20 protein-coding genes are annotated in these 19594 nt (G+C 26.4%); 16 read left to right on the top strand and 4 right to left on the bottom strand.

Translation table 11 applies throughout. The annotated features are described in order from the left end of the window. The first annotated feature begins 54 nt into the window (after positions 1–54). A complete protein-coding gene (locus ABUA17_RS07520; protein WP_055277865.1) occupies positions 55–891 on the top strand; it encodes an AraC family transcriptional regulator in 837 nt (278 codons plus the stop codon). A gap of 180 nt (positions 892–1071) precedes the next feature. On the opposite strand, the gene ABUA17_RS07515 is transcribed toward ABUA17_RS07520, so the two are convergent. Next, complete coding sequence (locus ABUA17_RS07515; protein WP_055277864.1) at positions 1072–2439, bottom strand: MFS transporter; 1368 nt, start codon at positions 2437–2439, stop codon at positions 1072–1074. A gap of 275 nt (positions 2440–2714) precedes the next feature. On the opposite strand from ABUA17_RS07515, the gene ABUA17_RS07510 reads away from it, so the two are divergent. The 4 genes from ABUA17_RS07510 (at position 2715) to ABUA17_RS07495 (ending at position 6169) form a co-directional block, all read left to right on the top strand. Continuing rightward, positions 2715–3710 (top strand): ADP-ribosylglycohydrolase family protein, encoded by a 996-nt coding sequence (locus tag ABUA17_RS07510; RefSeq protein ID WP_055277863.1) that lies wholly within the window; start codon positions 2715–2717, stop codon positions 3708–3710. Further along, a complete protein-coding gene (locus ABUA17_RS07505; protein WP_055277862.1) occupies positions 3707–4708 on the top strand; it encodes a PfkB family carbohydrate kinase in 1002 nt (333 codons plus the stop codon). The genes ABUA17_RS07510 and ABUA17_RS07505 overlap by 4 nt, the downstream gene beginning before the upstream one ends. A gap of 17 nt (positions 4709–4725) precedes the next feature. Beyond that, on the top strand, positions 4726–5439 hold the full coding sequence (gene pnuC / locus ABUA17_RS07500; RefSeq protein ID WP_055277861.1) for a nicotinamide riboside transporter PnuC: 714 nt from the start codon (positions 4726–4728) through the stop codon (positions 5437–5439). Positions 5440–5557: 118 nt separating this feature from the next. Beyond that, complete coding sequence (locus tag ABUA17_RS07495; RefSeq protein WP_055277860.1) at positions 5558–6169, top strand: sensor histidine kinase; 612 nt, start codon at positions 5558–5560, stop codon at positions 6167–6169. Positions 6170–6213: 44 nt separating this feature from the next. On the opposite strand, the gene ABUA17_RS07490 is transcribed toward ABUA17_RS07495, so the two are convergent. Continuing rightward, complete coding sequence (locus ABUA17_RS07490; protein WP_055277859.1) at positions 6214–6483, bottom strand: hypothetical protein; 270 nt, start codon at positions 6481–6483, stop codon at positions 6214–6216. A 303-nt stretch (positions 6484–6786) separates the two neighbouring features. On the opposite strand from ABUA17_RS07490, the gene galU reads away from it, so the two are divergent. The 5 genes from galU (at position 6787) to ABUA17_RS07465 (ending at position 10225) form a co-directional block, all read left to right on the top strand. Continuing rightward, a complete protein-coding gene (gene galU / locus ABUA17_RS07485) occupies positions 6787–7656 on the top strand; it encodes a UTP--glucose-1-phosphate uridylyltransferase GalU (RefSeq protein ID WP_042401106.1) in 870 nt (289 codons plus the stop codon). Positions 7657–7713: 57 nt separating this feature from the next. Next, the gene (locus tag ABUA17_RS07480; RefSeq protein ID WP_156327491.1) at positions 7714–7857 is read left to right on the top strand and encodes a hypothetical protein; all 144 of its coding nucleotides are present in this window, start codon (positions 7714–7716) and stop codon (positions 7855–7857) included. 64 nt (positions 7858–7921) lie between these two features. After that, positions 7922–8902, top strand: a complete 981-nt coding sequence (locus ABUA17_RS07475; RefSeq protein WP_055277858.1) for an LCP family protein — start codon at positions 7922–7924, stop codon at positions 8900–8902. A 305-nt stretch (positions 8903–9207) separates the two neighbouring features. Next, positions 9208–10020, top strand: a complete 813-nt coding sequence (locus ABUA17_RS07470; protein ID WP_055277857.1) for a VanZ family protein — start codon at positions 9208–9210, stop codon at positions 10018–10020. 64 nt (positions 10021–10084) lie between these two features. Further along, a complete protein-coding gene (locus ABUA17_RS07465; protein ID WP_349817975.1) occupies positions 10085–10225 on the top strand; it encodes a hypothetical protein in 141 nt (46 codons plus the stop codon). Between the two features lie 78 nt (positions 10226–10303). Here the strand turns inward: ABUA17_RS07465 and ABUA17_RS07460 are convergent, their stop codons facing one another. Further along, positions 10304–11038: a mechanosensitive ion channel family protein gene (locus ABUA17_RS07460; RefSeq protein WP_349817976.1), complete on the bottom strand. Its 735-nt coding sequence runs from the start codon at positions 11036–11038 to the stop codon at positions 10304–10306. A 478-nt stretch (positions 11039–11516) separates the two neighbouring features. Between ABUA17_RS07460 and ABUA17_RS07455 the strand changes: the two genes are divergently transcribed. The 3 genes from ABUA17_RS07455 to ABUA17_RS07445 all read left to right on the top strand — a co-directional run bounded on the left by ABUA17_RS07455 (position 11517) and on the right by ABUA17_RS07445 (position 13885). After that, a complete protein-coding gene (locus ABUA17_RS07455; protein ID WP_042401115.1) occupies positions 11517–11726 on the top strand; it encodes a hypothetical protein in 210 nt (69 codons plus the stop codon). A gap of 271 nt (positions 11727–11997) precedes the next feature. Continuing rightward, positions 11998–13131, top strand: a complete 1134-nt coding sequence (locus tag ABUA17_RS07450) for a GGDEF domain-containing protein (protein WP_055277856.1) — start codon at positions 11998–12000, stop codon at positions 13129–13131. A 298-nt stretch (positions 13132–13429) separates the two neighbouring features. Beyond that, complete coding sequence (locus ABUA17_RS07445) at positions 13430–13885, top strand: hypothetical protein (protein WP_055277257.1); 456 nt, start codon at positions 13430–13432, stop codon at positions 13883–13885. A gap of 123 nt (positions 13886–14008) precedes the next feature. Here ABUA17_RS07445 and rbr read toward each other — a convergent pair whose 3' ends face one another. Further along, positions 14009–14605 (bottom strand): rubrerythrin, encoded by a 597-nt coding sequence (gene rbr / locus ABUA17_RS07440; protein ID WP_055277254.1) that lies wholly within the window; start codon positions 14603–14605, stop codon positions 14009–14011. A 202-nt stretch (positions 14606–14807) separates the two neighbouring features. Between rbr and ABUA17_RS07435 the strand changes: the two genes are divergently transcribed. The 3 genes from ABUA17_RS07435 to ABUA17_RS07425 all read left to right on the top strand — a co-directional run bounded on the left by ABUA17_RS07435 (position 14808) and on the right by ABUA17_RS07425 (position 19462). Further along, positions 14808–15617, top strand: a complete 810-nt coding sequence (locus ABUA17_RS07435; RefSeq protein ID WP_042401126.1) for a B-box zinc finger protein — start codon at positions 14808–14810, stop codon at positions 15615–15617. Positions 15618–15795: 178 nt separating this feature from the next. Then, positions 15796–16914, top strand: coding sequence for a non-hydrolyzing UDP-N-acetylglucosamine 2-epimerase (gene wecB, locus ABUA17_RS07430; protein WP_055277253.1), 1119 nt, complete (start codon positions 15796–15798; stop codon positions 16912–16914). 214 nt (positions 16915–17128) lie between these two features. Beyond that, positions 17129–19462, top strand: a complete 2334-nt coding sequence (locus ABUA17_RS07425; RefSeq protein ID WP_055277251.1) for a sensor histidine kinase — start codon at positions 17129–17131, stop codon at positions 19460–19462. The last annotated feature ends 132 nt before the right edge of the window (positions 19463–19594 follow it).

Here is a 19594-nt window from a genome sequence, read left to right as displayed (position 1 = left end):
TTGAGAAAAGACTTAATATAAAATCAATTAGTTTTATAGGTTTGGGAGGTATATATGCAAATACTATGGAAAAAATATACTAAAGAAAATTTTGAAATGAATGTAGATGAGTGTGGGATAGAGCAAGGCATTCCAGGCTTTGGCTATAAATATGAAGTGTTAAAAAATGCAGTTATACATTATATAAGTAAGGGGAATGGTACATTTAAATTTAATGATAAGGTATACAACCTAAAACAGGGTGATGTATTTATATTATTGAAAGGAATGAAAGTTGAATATATAGCATCTATAGATGATCCATGGGAATATTATTGGATAGGTTTTAGTGGTTCAAATGCTAATGAATATTTAAATAGGACATCTATAATTGATTCTTATGCTGCTAAGTGTAAAGGAGATTCAAAAATTCCAGATATAATATCAAATATGTGTGAAATATCAAAAACTTATAATCCTTCACGTTCTGATGATATATTATTATTAAAGGAACTTTATTCATTATTATATGCATTTATAGAGGAGTTTCCAAAGGCTTTTGAGTATAAGGATAAAGAATTACATACATATATTCAAGAAGCAATTGACTTTATTAATTCTAATTATATGAATAGTATAACTGTTAATGATATTGCTGAACATATAAATTTAAGCAGAAGTTATTTATATAAAATGTTTATGAAAAACCTTAAAGTTTCTCCACAGAAATATCTTATAAATCTTAGAATGTATAAAGCAACATTATTATTAAAAGGCACTAGAATTCCAATAGGAGAAGTTGCAAGCAAAGTTGGATATAGTGATTCCTTATTATTTTCAAAAACATTTTCAAAGTATTTTTCAATGTCGCCATTGAATTATAGAAATAATCAAACGAGTGATAATAAATAGTTATAAATTATTTGATGATTACTTTAAATTTAAAAGTTAATTTTAGATATTTACGAGTAGTTTAGAAGAAAATATAAGTATAAGAAGGAGTATTTAAATTGAATTGATGAATTCAACCTAAATACTCCTTTTAATATAGTGAGTATAAAAATTTATTTTAATATACTTTTTTAATTCTATTTAGTTACTCAATCTTGTAATTCCATGTTTTAAATCATCAACTATTGCATCATATTCTGCTTCTGATAAATTGTATTTTCTTAATAATAAGAAGCTTGTTATTATAATTATACATGGAACCAAAGTTTGAATTATGTGTATTCCATTTAATGTGAATGTAGATTGAGTAGAATTTGCTTTATAGCCAATATACGCTAGAATGTATCCACATAAAGAACCTCCAATTGCATTTGAAATTTTACTTTTAAAGATATTTAGGGAAAATATCATACCTTCTGATCTTTTTCCTGTTTTCCATTCACCATATTCAACACAGTCAGTAACCATTGAAGTTAATGTAATATATCCAGCTCCATCAAAAATTCCACATATGAAATTTATAGCTATCATTGCATATAAAGAAGAATATGATAGTAAAAATATTAAAAGTGATCCAGTAGCACCAACTAATAATCCTAAAAGAGCTGTATTTCTTTTTCCAAGTTTTTTTGTTAAATATGGAGATATTAATCCCCCTAATATACTTGCTACTAAAGTAATTGAAGTTACAACAGGAATCATCATTTCTGAATTAAAGTTATATTTAATATAATATATAGATATTGTATTTTTTATTGAGCCACTTAATTCTAGTACTAGCATTGATAATAATACTATTCTTAAAGGTTTATTTGTCTTTAATAATTCTATAAATTGTTTAAAGCCTTGTTTTTCTTTTTTAGTAGAAGTGCTACTAATTTCTTTAGTTCCTAAAGCTGTAATCCAAGTAAGTATGGTTGCAAAACAAACATAAATTATTGCTACTGTTGTCCAGTTTTTAAGAATTGATACAAGTGGAATAGTAAGTGTAGAAATTATAAATCCACCAACATATGCAACTGTTCTTGCAGATGTAACAATCTTAGTTTTTCCTTCAGAGGATCTTGTAAGATTTGCAGATAGTGACCAATATGGTATGTCCATAGCAGTAAAAGATATTCCCCAGAAGATATATGCTACATATATCCAGATAATTTTATTACTATAAGTTAAGTTTGGTGATGAAAAGCACATTATTGTTGCAAGTCCAACAAAAATAGGAACTATAAATAAATAAGGTCTACTTTTACCAAGTTTAGTGTTTGTATTATCAACTATAACCCCCATGATAGGATCTGTTATAGCATCTATAATTCTTGCTACTAAAAATAATGTACCTACAGCAGCTGCACCTACTCCAAAATTATCAGTTAAAAAAATTAGAAGGTAGGAACTAATTAATGAATATATTATATTATTGCCTAAGCTTCCTGAACTATAAGTAAGTAAAGTCTTTATAGAAACATTATCATTTTTATCAATTTTTTTATTATCTATTAGCGTATTCACACTCTCACCTCTATATTTCTTAATAATATCCTTAAATACCTGTTTAATTAAACATTGAATAGAAATCGATTTCTCAGTTTTCATATATATTATTACAAAATTTTTAGTTTAATAATATAGCATTAAGTTTCTAAAATATTGATTTATATTTCCTAATTAAAAAGATTAATTATATATTGACACAACAATACAAGTGTATATACAATTGAAACAAAAGAAATGTTACACAATTGGATATAAATTCAATAAAGGTGGCGGATACAGGAGTGATAATAGTGAGAAATAAAATTGCAGGAGCTATATATGGAATGGCACTAGGGGATTCCATGGGAATGCCTTCAGAACTATGGGGGCGAGATAAAGTAAGAAAATTTTTTGGAAAGATTGAAAGCTTGTTAGATGGACCTAAAGAAAATAGTGTAGCTTGCAATTATAAAAGAGGACAATTTACAGATGATACAGGACAAGCACTTGTTTTAGTAGATTCATTAAATAGTACAAACTTTAAACCTAATTCTAAAGATATTGCAGAAAGACTTTTAAAATGGGCTGAAAAAGAAAAGGCATTTGAAAATAATATTTTAGGACCTACTTCAAAGGTTGCATTAGCTAATTTTAGAGATGGGATAGATTCAAAAGCAGTTACAGATAAGGCTTTATCAAATGGATCAGCTATGAGAATTGCACCAATAGGATGTCTTTTTAATGCTGCTGATAAAGAAAGGATAGCTAACTTTGTTTATGGAGTTTCAGAAGTAACTCATACTAGTGATATATCAATTGCAGGAGCGGCGATGATAGCAATAGCTGTTAGTTCAGCTATCGAAAATACTGACTTTGAAGCTGTCCTAAAAGATGTTTTTGAAATGGAGCCTATTGCTAGAAAGTTAGGTGCAGAAACATTTAGTCCATCATTAACAGAAAGAATAAAATTAGGTATTTATTTAGCTAATAAATATAAGGATGATGAAGATTTATTTTTAGAAAAACTATATGACATAGTTGGAGCTGGTGTAAATATTAGCGAGTCTGTTCCAGCTGCAATTTCTATAGCTTATTATGCACAAGACCCTAATAAGTGTGCGGTGCTTTGTGCAAATTTAGCTGGAGATACTGATACTATTGGAGCAATGGCAACTGCAATTTGTGGAGCTTTTAAGGGAATAGATTCTATAAAGAAAGAGTATATTGAAGTCTTAAACGAAGCAAATGATGTTGATTTTGATAGATATATTTCTATCTTAATGGAAGGAAGGAGTTGCATTAAGTGAAAACTTTAGTACTTGGAGCTGCCATAGTAGATATTATTATGAAAATACCTAAACTACCGAAAAGTGGTGAGGATGTTTTATGTACTGAAAGAAAATTAACTGTAGGTGGATGTGCTTATAATGTTGCAAATATATTGAGAGGCTTTAATGTGGATCATGATTTATTTGTGCCAATAGGCTCTGGAATGTATGCAGATATAATAAGAAAAGGATTAAATGAAGATGGATATGATGTTTTAATAAGTGATTCAGAAATGGACAATGGATATTGTTTATGTTTAGTAGAAGATGATGGTGAAAGAACATTTATTACTGTTAAGGGCATTGAAGGGCTTCATAAAAAAGAATGGTTTAATAGCTTAAATATGAATGAATATGAAAATATATATGTAGCTGGGTATCAGGTTTGTGAAGATAAGGATGACATAATAGCAAATTGGTTAATAGAGCAAAAGGACAAGAATATATTTTTTGCACCAGGTCCAGTTATTAATGATATAGATAAAAATACAATGAAAAAGATATTTTCAACTAATCCAATATTACATCTTAATGAAAAGGAAGCTTTGGATTTTACTAAAAAGGATAATGTGGAGGAGAGCATTTTATCTTTATATGAATTAACTAAAAATATTGTATTTGTAACAGTTGGTGAAAGAGGAACAGTATTTTATGATGGGAAAGAAATTGTATATATAAAGGGTGAAACTGTGAATGTTGTAGATACAATAGGAGCTGGTGATAGTCATATTGGTGCAATTATTTCAGCATATTCTTTAGGCGCAACTAATGGATTTTCTTTAGTTGATTCAAGTAAGCTTTATTCCAAGGATTCAAGGAATATTTCTTTAGATAACTCACAGGCGGAGTGTTTAGAAAATAATGTTGGATATAATTTTGTGTCTGTATGTAAATTAGCAAATAAGATAGCGGCAGAAGTAGTGCAAATACAAGGGGCTAAGCTGAGTAAGGAATGTTTTGATAAATTTAAAGTATAAAGAGGGGGACTATTATTATGGATAAAATTAAAAATTATTTCACAGATTGGACGATGTTTGAAAAGTTATGGCTAATAACAGTATGTACAATTATGACGGTTATTTGGTACTTAAATGGAGATACACCATTTTTATTAGCATTAACTTTAACTGGTAGTCTTAATTTAGTTTTAGGTGCAAAAGGAAAGATAGCAGGATTATATTTTGCAATTATTAATTGTTTATTATATTCATATCAATGTATGGGAGTAAAGCTTTATGGAGAAGTAATGTATAATATGTTATTTAGTATTCCTGTTAGTGCCATAGCTATATATTTATGGAATAAAAATAAAGATGATGATGGGACAATACGTTTTAAGGTTATGTCTGGTAAGTTAATAGTATTATCTTTTGCTGGTACATTAGTCTGTGTATTCTTATATGCTAAGGTATTAAATCTATTAGGTGGAAATTTAGCATTTATGGATTCTTTAACAACTGTGGTTTCTGTTGTAGCTAGTATTCTTTATTTAATGAGATTTTCTGAGCAATGGTTAATGTGGGTTGGGGTAAATGCTTTATCAATAGTAATGTGGATAATGGTATATGTATCTGGTGATAAGAGTGCACTTATTATAATAGTTATGAAACTTACTAATTTATTGAATTCTTTATATGGTTATTATAATTGGAAGAAAATCGCGGGACAAACTAATTTAAAAGTAAAAAACTTTACAGAGGCAAGCTAATGCTTGTTTCTTTTTTTTATTTTGAAGAATATTTTTGTAATGTTAAAATTATGTAAAAATTGTGAAAAAAGCTTGAAATGAGCAATATAGTAGTTCTTTAAAAGTAAATAGCAAAAGAATGCTAAGGATTATAAATAATATAGTAGATACAACGAGAATAGATACTGGAGAATTTAGAGCTGATTTTGGAAATTATGAAATAGTTTCTTTAGTAGAAGATATAGCAATGTCAACAGTATCCTTTGCGAAATCTAAAAATATAAGTATTGAATTTGATACAAATGTAGAGGAGCATTATATTAAATGTGATCCAAGTATGATTGAAAAAATAGTATTAAACTTGATATCTAATTCTATTAAATATACTAAATATAGTAAGTATGGTGGAATTATAAAAATAGATATTATTTTAGAGGAGAAATGGATAAAAATATTGTTTGAAGATAACGGAATAGGTATTCCTTTGGAAATGAAAGATAAAATATTTGATAGATTTTTAAGGCTAGATAATTCTTTGAGAAGATTGAATGAGGGAAGTGGAATAGGGCTAAGTATAGTAAAATCTATGGTTGAAGTTCATGGTGGTAGTATTTCTGTAAATAGTATATTAAATCAAGGTAGTGTTTTTGAGGTTAAATTACCAAATACATTATTAGATAATTCTATAATGAATATATATAAGTTTAATGAAGCTAATACGGAGATTGAGTTATCAGATATATATAATTAGTATTTTTACATTAAATGTTCAAAAAATCTTAGTAATAAGAATTCTTAAAAGTTAGAATTCTTATTATTAAGATATTTATCTATATTTAAGGGGGGATCTTCTAATTTAGCAGCAGCTTCAATTTTATGTCTATAAAATAAAAATATTATTGAAGGTAATGCTGATAAAGCAAATATGAAATATACTAAAATTGATATTTTTTCTTTCGGATTTAAATAAAGTGACATATATATTGTAAAGAATATCATGAAAATCATAAATAAAGTCCAAAGCCAACTTAAAAATTTTAAAGTCACTAAAAGAAAGTTCTTCATAAAATATCGCTCCTTTATTTGTCACAAGACTTAATTATAATAAAATTATATAACAAATAAAGGTAATTTACTATATTTAACAATTAAGGGTAAATGTATTATCTACGAATATTGTAGATTTTTCAACATAGGATATGGAGAATAATTCTAGTATTATTATAATTAATTATGAAAAATAGTTAAAATATATTGCAAATGTTGAAACTAGTCGCAAAAATGGACAACATAGGTAATTATTAAAGTGATATAATTATATATGTTTTTAAGAGAAAATAAAAATTAATATATAAAGGGATAATAGTGATGGAAAAGAGAATAAGAAAAGCAATAATACCAGCAGCTGGTCTGGGAACTAGGTTTTTACCAGCAACAAAAGCACAACCAAAGGAAATGTTACCAATAGTTGATAAACCTACTTTACAATACATTATAGAAGAATGTGTTGCATCAGGAATAGAAGAAATTCTTATAATAACAGGAAGAAATAAAAAGAGTATAGAAGATCATTTTGATAGAAGTGTTGAATTAGAAATGGAACTTGAAAAAGCAGGAAAGCAAGAAATGCTTGAAATGGTTAGAGAAATATCTGATATGGTAAATATCCATTTCATAAGACAAAAAGAACCAAGAGGATTAGGACATGCTATACTTTGTGCAAAGACCTTTGTAGGAGATGAGCCATTTGCAGTACTTCTTGGAGATGACGTTGTTTATAATGATAACAAACCATGCTTAAAGCAACTTGTTGATTGTTATGCAGAATACAAAACTTCAGTTTTAGGAGTTCAAACTGTAGCACCTCAAGATGTAAATAAATATGGAATAGTTGGTGGAATACATATAGAAGATAGAGTATATAAAGTAAAAGACTTAGTAGAAAAGCCAGCAGTAGAAGAAGCACCTTCTAATGTTGCTATCTTAGGTAGATACATAATTACACCAAAAATATTTGAAATATTAGAAAATACTAAACCAGGTAAGGGGAATGAAATTCAACTTACTGATGCATTACTTGAACTTATTAAACATGAAGCAATGTATGCATATGATTTTGAAGGAAGAAGATATGATGTTGGGGACAAATTAGGATTCCTTCAAGCAACTGTAGAATATGCACTTAGAAAAGAAGAATTAAGGGATGGATTTATAGAGTATTTAAAAACTATAATATAATTTCTTTTATTTCCCTAGAAGAATTATTTTCTTCTAGGGAAATTTAATTATGATGAAATGACTAAGCATTTAACCATAGAAAATGATGAAGAAGATTTACATAAGAATATGGAAGTAGCAATTTCAAACTTGTATATAAGTAATAGATGTAATATTATTGTTTTAGATAAGTTTAAGGATTGTAAATTTAATTTTGTATAATAATATAAACAAGTAGGTATTAATTATTTATAAACTTATAATTAGTTATATAAGGAGTAGAGTAATGAAAAAGAATAAAAGCAAAAAGATTGTATTATGGATATTGGCAATTATTTTAGTTGTTGTTTTAGGGGCAGTTGGAGGAGCATTTATTTATGCAAATTCATTATTTAATAAGATGGAAAAGGTAGAAATAGATAAAGATAATGTTGGAATTACAGAAGAGGTTCAAGAAAAATTATCTGTATATGATGATAAGGTAACAAACATAGCTTTATTTGGGATAGATGCTGGAGAAGATGGTATTGGTAGATCAGACTCTATAATGATAGCAACTATAGATACACATAATAAGAAGTTAAAACTAACATCAATAATGAGAGATTCTTATGTAAATATTGATGGACATGGATTAGATAAGATAAATCATGCTTATGCATTTGGTAAATCTCAATTAGCTATTAAAACTTTAAATGAAAACTTTGATTTAAACATTGAAGATTTTGTTGCAGTAAACTTTTCATCATTACCTAAAATAATAGACAAAATTGGTGGAATAGAATTAGATATAGATTCAGAAGAATTAAAATATATTAATGGTTATATAAGTGATATAAATTCAGTTAATGGAACAAATTCTCCAGGAATAACAACTACTGGACTTCAGCATGTAGATGGTACTCAAGCAATGGGATATTGCAGAATAAGATATACTTCTGGTGGAGATTATAAGAGAACTGAAAGACATAGAGAAGTCTTAACTAAGATATTTGAAAAGATATTAAGTATGTCACCAACATCTTATCCATCATTATTAAATGATTTATTACCAATGGTTAGTACAAGTCTTGATGTAGGTGAAATAATGGATTTAGGTAATAAAGTATTAAGTATAGGAAATACAAGCTTAGAACAAGAAAGATTCCCAAGAGATGGGTACTGTGAAGGTCAAATGATAAATGGAGTATATTATTTAGTATTTGACAAAGAAGCAACTGTAAATCAGTTACATGATTATATTTTTGAAGATAAGAAAACTTGGTAATAATAAATAGTGCCCCTGTTGTCAATTTAATATTTAGATTGACAACAGGGGCAAAAACATATATTTCTATTATATGGGACTAAATAAATATATTAGTATTGGGATATTATTTAGTTTTATATAAATATAATTTATTGAGTTTAAGTACACCTAATTGGAGAAGCATAACAATAATAAAGGGGAATTGATTATTGTTAGTAGGGTGAAGAGGAGTATTTTACTGTTTATAGTTTATTAATGAATAAATTGGTAAGAATAATTGGTATAATTTTATAGGTTTATGTTAATTAAAAGGGGGGACAGGTATGAAGAAGAAATTAAGTATAGTATTATGTATATTGTGGATGGGATTTATATTTTATAATTCCAGCCAACCAGGAAATCAGTCAAATGAAAAAAGTATTAAGGTACTTAATATGATAAAGGAATTTCAAGATAATGCACTTGATATGATTCGTAAAATAATAAATGGTAATAATAGTTCAAGCTTAAATGGATATATAGTTTATAATGAAAGTACAAGAGAAATAATTGTTCCAAATAGTACTGTTAATTGGGGAGAGTGTAATGAAGGAGAGATAAGTAATATATTTATTAGTTATGATAATAGTGAAAATTATAACAGTATAGAGTTGTGTTGGATAAATTCAGATAATGTGGAAAGCATATCTTCAAATAGGATAAAAATTAATAAAGTAACTCAAGAATCAAATGATATTTTTAAAAATAGAATGATTAGTATTGATAAAAGTGATATTAAGAATTTGCTTATTAAAGTAAGAGATAGGATAAAGTCATTTGTGTATGAGCATTTCAATAATTTTAATGTTTTTGTTAGGAAATCTGCTCATGCATTTGAGTTTTTAGTACTTGCTATACTTTTATTATGGGCAATGGCCTGTCATGAAATTAAAGGAATGAAGGCAGTTATTTTTACATTATTAATAGTTTTATTTTATGCAATGACAGATGAATTTCATCAGTTATTTGTACCAGGAAGAGGGGCTAGTATTAATGATGTTATGATTGACTTTATTGGTGGAGTAATAGGAAGTATTTTATATAGTTGTGCTAGCTGGCTTTGTAATATTAAAGTAAGTGCTTTTGAAAAAGTCTAATTTAGAAAATATGCGTGCCTTCAGGTAGGACTTAATATTTAGGTCTTATCTGGAGGTATTTTTTATGTACAGAAAATATAAAAAATTTCAAGTCGTAAAGATAGTTATATCGATAGGTTTTAAGAGTTATAGATATAGGTTTGACACTATGAAGTGGGAATTATCATATCTAGATGGTGTTATAATAAAAATATTATTTAGATAATCCTTCATTTTTTATATGTAAATCCATTTGTGGGTATGGAATACTAATATCTTCATTGTCAAAGGCAACTTTTACAGATTAAAGTAAGTCAAAATGTACCTTCCAATAATCACTATTATTAACCCAAACTCTTACTACAAAGTTTATAGCACTATCACCATGATTAGAAAGAGCAATAAATGGTTCTGGTGTTTTTAAGATTAAGTCATGAGCTTCCACTATATTAGATAAAACTCTCTTAACCTTTAATATATCTTGTTCATATCCTACACCAAAAGTTAAATCAACTCTTCTTAATTCTTTAGCAGAGTAGTTTACTATACTTCCATTTGCTAAGGTTCCATTTGGTACAAGTATTAATTTATTATCAACACTTACCATATGTGTATAGAACATACCTATTTTTTCAATAACACCATTATGTCCAGCACCTTCAACATAATCGCCAACGTTGAAAGGTCTTATTAATAAAATTACTAAACCACCAGCAAAGTTAGATAAACTTCCTTGAAGAGCAAGCCCAATTGCAACCCCAGCAGAAGCAACTAATGCTGCAACACCAGTTGTTTTAATTCCTACATATTCTAAAACTACTAAGACTACTAGACCTTTTAAGATTACTTCTAAAAATGTATCTAAAAATGATCTAATAGTTACATCTACATTTCTTCTTTCTAGAGCTTTGTTTAATATGTTAACTATTTTTTTAGCAAGTTTCCAACCAATCCATAGTAAAAATATTCCTATAATTAGCTTTATACCATCAGTAGTTGCCCAGTTAACTATTTTTCCTAAAAATTTTTCTAAACTCATAGTTATAAAGAACCTCCTTTTTTATTATAAGCTATTTTATTATATAGTATTTTTAGTAATTATTACAATGTAATTATAAAAAGTGTTTTAATAAGTGATTTTTGTATATATTTAGTAGAATTTGTAATTGTTTAAATATTCTAAAAAAAATATACTTAAATAGACATCAATATACATTTTCCTCAGGGGGAAAATGAAAACAACTCCTTGATAATATCATGAGTAAAATATCATTATGCAAAAATAATACGGTTTCATAAAATAAAAAACTCCAGCCCCTTGAGGAATTTAAGATATTAAAGGTGAAAAGATAAAAAAGTACAATTATATGGTGATTTAAGGATTGAAAAAACAGCGACAAGCTATGCTTCGCTGTTTTTTCAATTAACCTTTTAATTAGGTGTGAATAATAATATGATTTAATGGCTAGACTTTCAATAAATAGATCGAATAAATAATTTAGTTAGAGGTGAATTAGATGATTAATTTTTTGGTAGGTTTAGGAGCAAGTATAGGAGTTATTATAATTTATTCATTATTAAAGGTTGCAAGTGATTTTGACGATGAAGTTGATGAAATGTATAAAGAATATGATTACTATGATAATTGTGAGTTAAATAAAAAATATAATTATTATGAGGATACACATAGAAAAAATCCTAATAAGGATCAGTATGAAAATAGATAATCTAAAGTATATAAATTTTTGTAAGTTAAAATTCATATAAGTAAATATTCAATAATAATAGAAGAAAAGTTAATTATATACAAAGTTCGTATTTATAGTATAATAAGATTAACTCTCTTTAATTAATCCTCTTTATTAGTGGAATTAAGATTATTTAAGTTGTTTAGTATGCTAATCTTACCAAATTAAAATTTGGAGATTTACTTAAAGTATTAACATTTAATAAATATAAAGAGTAGGATTAAAAATATGAATTGAGTAGGAGTAATTAGTGAATAAAAAGAAAGATATTACTTATATAGATTTTGATAAATGGAATGATAAAATTATAAAAGTAGGAATTATTACTTATGTAATAACTATATTTATTGAATTATTGCTATTTAGATTATATAAACCAACAGTTTGGTGTTCTAGAAGGCAATATTTTAATGGAATTATTTTAACACCAACAATATTTCAAGGAATTGCCTTGATTTATATTATTTTTATAGCAAAGGTTTTAAGCAAGTTTGTAAACCAGTACATTACTACTATGCTTCTTATTATAGGGGAAGTTGGATATACTTTAGTAGCTGTTGCGGTACATACATCAGTAGAGTTTATGTGTATAGTTCTTATGTATCCTATATTATTTACTTCAGCATATAAAGATAAGTTTTTCTGTTGGTATACTTGTACGATTTCAATACTAGGATATATATTACTTAAATTTGGAGTTATTCCTTCAGTTGAATATAGGATATATAATTCATCAGTGGTATATTGTATAATTTTCACAACATTACTGGTATTTATAGCTATTTGGAGCTTGGTTATGAAAAAAATTAATGTTGAGTTTGATACAAATGCGGAAAAATTACGTGAAGAAGCAAGTATAATGAAAACTGCAGCAGAAAAAGATTCTTTAACCAACCTTTATAATCATAATTCATTTTATGAAAGGTTAAATGATAGAATTGATAAAATTAAACCACAAGAAAAATTACATCTAATAGTTGTTGATATAGATAATTTTAAAAGTATAAATGATACTTATGGTCATATAGCTGGTGACAAAGTTATAATACATTTATCGAATGTAATAAAGAAGACATTGAATAAATTTGATTTTGCTAGCCGATATGGCGGTGAAGAATTTGTTGGTGTTTATAATAATATCTCTGAAAATGAGGTGATAGATATTGCCAATAAGATAAAAGATGAATGTAAAAATGCTATAATTAAGTATGAACTTTTAGGAGACAAGCCGTTTGAGATCAGGTATACAGTAAGCATAGGTGTAACATCGTATATTAAAGATGTTAAAAGTGGAACTGAAATGTTTGAATATGCTGATAAGGGCTTGTATGAGGCTAAGCAAACAGGAAAAAATAAAGTTATATTTAATAAAGTAAAAGCATAATAATTATAAAAAAAGGCATATAAAATTTCTTTGGAATATATTGATAAAAGAAGCGAAAAAGTATATATATAAAAGTAGAAGCAAGGGTGGTTCTATAGTAGAAATACTAGAATCAACTTGCTTTTTTATTTAAAAAAAAGTGTAATGACGATAAAGCTGTGTATGATTCCTTTTGCATGAGGACATATAAATGATTTTATGCAGTACAGAAACACTTAGTTTATATAGTAAATTTTATAGGGGTTTATAAGAAGATAATTTTTAGGTATGCATTATAAAAGGATTAGGGGGGAAAGGTATGGATAGTATAATTATGAATTATATTGAAGAAAAATTAACTGATAATTTGAAGAAAGATTTTGTAGTTGCAGCAATACACTTTATAGTTGATGAGGAATTATGTAGTGAAGAAGATATTAAAAAAATAGAAAATAGAAAAAAAGATAAAAGAGATGAAAAAGTCGATGATTGCTTAAAGCTTTCAGCTATTTATGGATATATTGTTTATAGAGCAGTTACATCAGGAAATTTAGATGAAGAAACTGATATGAAGTGTTGTAAGATATTAATGGAATTAAGTAGAACGGTAAGTAATTATATAACTGCAGAAATAGAAGGAAAAGAATTAGTGGATTATTTTAAAGAATTTACTTCAAAATTAAGAATAAGTAATGAGTGTAATAAATTTGTTCTAAATAAAATTAATAATATGGAAGAATGTGATATTCAGTGGGAAGCAACTCATGAGAATTAATAATTTAAAAGAATGTAATATTAATTTAGAAGCTAGTCATGAACTTTAAAGATTAAGATATAAAAAAAGCCCGAAAATATCAAGAAATAAGATTTTTGGGCTTTATATTATATTTAAAATTAATTATTTACCTTCAAAAGATGATTCATCAAATTTAATGAAAAAGCCTTGTGGATGAGCGCATACAGGACATTTAGCAGGAGCTACTTGACCTTCATAAATAAATCCGCAATTTGTACACATCCAAGCTGATGTTGCAGTATCTTTAAATAATGATCCGTTTTCAAGTCTATCTGCATATTTCTTAAATCTTTTACTGTGAACATTTTCTACAGAAGCAACATTACTAAATAATATTGCTATATCAGGGAAACATTCATCTTTAGCTATTCTAGAAAATTCAGGATAAACATTTACGCCTTCGTTATTTTCATCACGTTCTGCTAATCTTAATAATTTTAAAGTACTAGTTTCAACTTCAACAGGATAAGAAGCAGTAATTTCTATTTCTTGTCCGGAGAATTCTTTTAATTTATCCATAAATTGTTTGGCATGAGCAATTTCTTGATTAGCAGTATAAAGGAATAAATCTTGTAAGATAGAATAGCCTTCCTTTTTAGCAGCAGAAGCAGCAAATGTATATCTATTTCTTGCTTGGCTTTCACCAGCAAAAGCTTTAAGTAAATTTTCTTTTGTCTTACTTGAATTAAAATCAGTCATTATAAATTACCATCCTTTCATCTCGTTTATTTTATATTCTATGCAATTTACCAAATTTTATTCAATAGGGCAATATTCTTTAAAAACTCAAAAAAATTTCAGAAAATAACCTAATTAATTTACCTCAAATTTCCAATAGTGTATTGAAAGCTATTATGGAAGAGTGATAAAATATGTAGATAGAGATAGGGGTTGATAAAATATGAATTGTTCAAAACATCATGATAGAGAAGCAAAAGGAATGTGTGTCAGATGTAATAGGCTTATTTGTGAAGAGTGTGCAGTAAAAATTAATAATAAATATTATTGCAAAGAGTGTGTTTCTGAAATGTATTCAACAGATAATGAAAATGATAATACTTATAATAATAATTCAAATAATATGAATTATACTAATGATAGTAATTTAGGTAATAATATAAATGAAATAAATAACCCAAATAATAATCAAGAACAATTAGATTTAGGGAAAGTCAATTCATATACAAATGTGAATGTAAGCGATAGTTTATATAGGAATTCAAATAATAATTCACAAGAAAATTTATATTCAAATTATCAAACTAATCAATATGGAAATACAGGTGTTAAAATAGATAGAAAGTATAAAGAAGCAAGTTATGTTTTATCAATAATAGCAATTGCACTTTTGATTCCTAAGGTGGTTTTGGCTATTGGTGGTTTTGCAGATTGCTTTGAAAATATGTATCTTTCAATAAGGTATGATGAAGGGGTTAGAGCATTATTTTTCTTTATAAATTCTTTATTAACATTAATTGAACCATTAATAATTATTGCATTAGCAGCATTATCATTTAAGAACTTTATGAAATTGAAAAAGGTTGTTAGGATTATAGCCCCAATAGCTGTAGTTGCGATATTTACATTATTAATATTTATTACTGGAAATATTGCATTAAGATTTATATACATTAGTCCATTTATAAGCATGTTATCTTACATTATTCCTGTTGCTTTAATTGTAATAGCAAATTGTTTAGATAAGGAATAAGTTTAATTAAATACAAGATTATTAAGCAAGTTGATGTTAAGATTAAAATCAATCTTTTGAATAGAGTTTTAATCTTAACATTTTTATTTGTAAAAGGTTTTATTAGTATACTTAATAATGTAAAATAGGATTAATGAAATAAATTAAGGAGATAAATTCAATATAGGAGGTAAGGATATTGAGTAAGATAAAGGTTTTAAGCGTATTTGGAACGAGGCCTGAAGCAATAAAAATGTGTCCATTAGTTAAAACGTTAGAAAAGGATGAAAGAATAGAATCAATAGTATGCGCAACAGGTCAGCATAGAGAAATGTTAGATGCAGTTTTAGAAATATTTAATGTAAAGCCACAATACGACTTAAATGTAATGTCACATGGACAAACAATTGTAGATGTTTCAAATAAGGTTTTAACTGGAGTAGATAAGGTAATTAAAGAATGTAATCCAGATATAGTATTAGTTCATGGAGATACTTCAACTACATTAAATGGAGCATTAGCAGCTTTTTATAATCAAAAACCAATTGGGCATGTAGAAGCAGGGCTTAGAACTGGAGATATATATTCACCATTTCCAGAAGAAGCAAATAGGAAGCTTACTGGAGCAATTGCAACATTACATTTCGCTGCAACAAAGAGTAATAGGGAAAATTTAGAAAGAGAAAATATACATAATAATATATATATAACAGGTAACACTGTAATTGATGCACTTTTAAGTGTAATAGATGAAAATCATAAGTTTGAAGATGAAAGTTTAAATAAGATAGATTTTGAAAATAAGAAATTAATTTTATTAACTGCGCATAGAAGAGAAAATTGGGGAGAACCAATGAAGGGAATCTTTGCAGCGGTTAGAGAAATGGTTGCTAGAAATGAAGATGTTAATGTTATATTCCCTATGCATAAAAATCCACTAATAAGGGAACTTGCAACTGAAGGGTTCAGAGGAATTGAAGATAAAGTACATTTAATTGAACCTTTAGAGTATGTTGATTTTGCTAATTTAATGGCTAAATGTTATCTTATAATGACTGATTCAGGAGGAATTCAAGAGGAAGCTCCTGCACTGGGTAAACCAGTTATGGTTTTAAGAACTGAAACTGAAAGACCAGAAGCTATTGAGGCTGGCACAGTTAAATTAGCTGGTATAAATAAGGATGATATTTTTAATATAGCAAATGAACTTATTAATGATAAAGAAGCTTATGAAAAAATGGCACATGCAGCTAATCCATATGGAGATGGAAAAGCTTGTGAAAGAATAGTAAATAATATAATTGAATATTTTAAGTAACAAAATCCTCCTAAGAGTAATACTGAAGTATTACTTACTTGGGAGTATTTTTATTTTTTAAATTTGGCAAAAAGATATATAATTAATAAATTAATTTATGAAAAATTACTATTATTTTTGTGATATGTTATACTTGAACATAAAAAGAAAATAATGTAAAGTTAAATGTGCAAGAAAAAATTTGCTTTTAGAATTAGAACTAGGGGATAAGAGTGTGTTTAATTTAGGTAAGGAAGAAGTAGTGAAAAAGAATAATCAAATAATAGTATTACTTATATTAGCTTCATTATTAGTTATTGGCTTTTTTGTTTACTTATTTATAGATTATGAAGTTGGATATAAATATATAGCGGGGCAAGGTTTTATAGCATCTACAGATGATATTGTTACTTGTATATTTTTAAACATAATGGCCTATTTAGGGTGCTTAATTTATTACATAGGAAATGAAAAAGATGAGTATTTTATTATTTCATTGATATATTTAAATTTATTAATAGGTATAATATATGAAAGAATATTTGGAATTGAAAATTTGGGAATAATTAATGCAATTTTAAGAGCGCTAATATTAATATCAATTTTATATATAAATCGTATAAAAAGCCTTATTGCAAGTGGTAAAAAAATAATAGTATCAAATTTAGTTATAGGATTTACCATTATTAATATTTCTATAGAAGGATATCTAATAAATAGATATAGAGCTATGGGATATCGGAATTTAATAATAATTGCAATTATTCTATCAGTTATTATTAGTTTCATAGCAATTATAATTTTAGCTAGAAATGCTATTAAGAACTTAGATGTATTATATTCTTATGTGCTTACAAGCATTTCATTATTAGTTAGTAGAAAGTTTATTATTATATATGGAATATTTAATTTTCCAACAGAAAATAATTTAGGAATACTTAAGCTATACATGGGTTTAACTAAGTTTTCATTTTTATTTATAGTATGTGGAGTTTTTATGCAAGTTCTTTTGAAAACAAAAGAAAGTGTACAATTAAGCTCTGAGTTAAAAATATTTTATAAATTAGCAGAGTTTAATTATAGTGAACAAATAGCACTATTTGATAGCAATGGAGAGTTATGTTATGCAAATAAAAAATTTAGGGAATCAATAAGTAAATCACAGGATGAACTAAAGCAGTATGATGATATAAGAAGAAGTTTATATGAAGGTGGATATAGTGTTTTAGGATTGATTAAGCTTTTAAATGAAAACACTGATATAAAGAAGGTTTTAGAAGTAGAAAATATTGATAGAGTTTTTGAAGTTTATGGTCAAAAAATATATACACCTAATAATAAGATTTATTATGCCTTTAAATTTAATGATATAACTGAAGAGTATCGTAAAAATCAAGAAACTAAAAATAATGAAAAAATATTATCGGATATAATAGATGATATACAAGAGATGATAATAGCTCTTGATAAGGATGGAAATATTATATTTTTAAATCTAACAGCTAAAAAGTACATTGGAGATATTGATTTTAAACAAAAGAAAATAAATTATGCTAGTTTAGTAAGTAATCCTGATCAAAGAGAAAATTTTGAAGCAAAAATAAATGAAAAAATAAGATATTCTATAAGTATAGATGAAGGAAAAACTATAGAAATTGAATCTATAACTTTAAAGATAAAGGATAAAGAAATATCTAAAGTGGACAAGATAATTTTAGCAAGAAATCCAGGTGAAAGTAATAAATATAACAACCTACTTTTAGAATATGATAAATTTAAAGAACATGAAAGAATAAAAAATAATTTCATTATAAATTTATCTCATGAATTTATAACACCTATAAATGTTATTTTTTCAGTAATTCAATTATTAGAGAATGTAGATATTTCTGATAAAGATCAATTAGTAAGCATATACAGTAAATATAAAAAGCCTGTAAAGGTAAATTGTTTGAGGATATATAGAACTATTAATAATATAATTGACACATTAAGACTAGATTATGAAAATATTGAGATGAATTTCAAAAATATAAATATAGTTGAATTGGTAGAAGAAATTGTAACCTATATTGCAAAGTATTCAAATAATATTAATATAATATTTGATACAGAATTTGAGGAAAAGATAGTAAGTTGTGATCCAAGTAAAATAGTTAAAGTAATTACTAATATATTAGCTAATGCTATTAAATTTAGCCCAAATAATAGTGAAATACATATTAATATTAAATGTGAAGATTCTATGATAATTATTGAATGTATTGATAATGGAATAGGTATAAGTGAAGAGATGATTGAAAATATATTTGAGCCATTTTTACAAGTTGATAATTCATTGAGAAGAGCGAGTGAAGGTAGTGGAATGGGATTAAGTATTGCTAAGAAGCTAATAGAGCTACATAATGGAAGTATTTCTGTTGAAAGTAAATTAGGAATAGGAAGTATCTTTAGAATAATTTTACCGGATAATTGTTTAGAAAGTTCACATGATAATATTAGTAAAATTTACGAAGTGAACAGTAAAGAAATAGATGCAGAATTATCCGATATATATAATTTGTATTAATTTAAACACCATCTTAAAATATTAATAATTTTAAGATGGTGTTTCTTTATTATAAGTTGTGAAAAGTAATAAGAAAAAGTAGGAGAAAAATAAACAAATAGTAAATGAATAATTAACAAATTGCTAATTATA

Origin of the sequence: Clostridium sp. RTP31139st1_H3_RTP31139_211217 (assembly GCF_040227035.1) — a bacterium.
GTDB classification, from domain to species: domain Bacteria; phylum Bacillota; class Clostridia; order Clostridiales; family Clostridiaceae; genus Clostridium; species Clostridium saudiense.
Note: the sequence above shows the minus strand (reverse complement) of the source record. Positions and strands in the feature narration are given on the sequence as shown.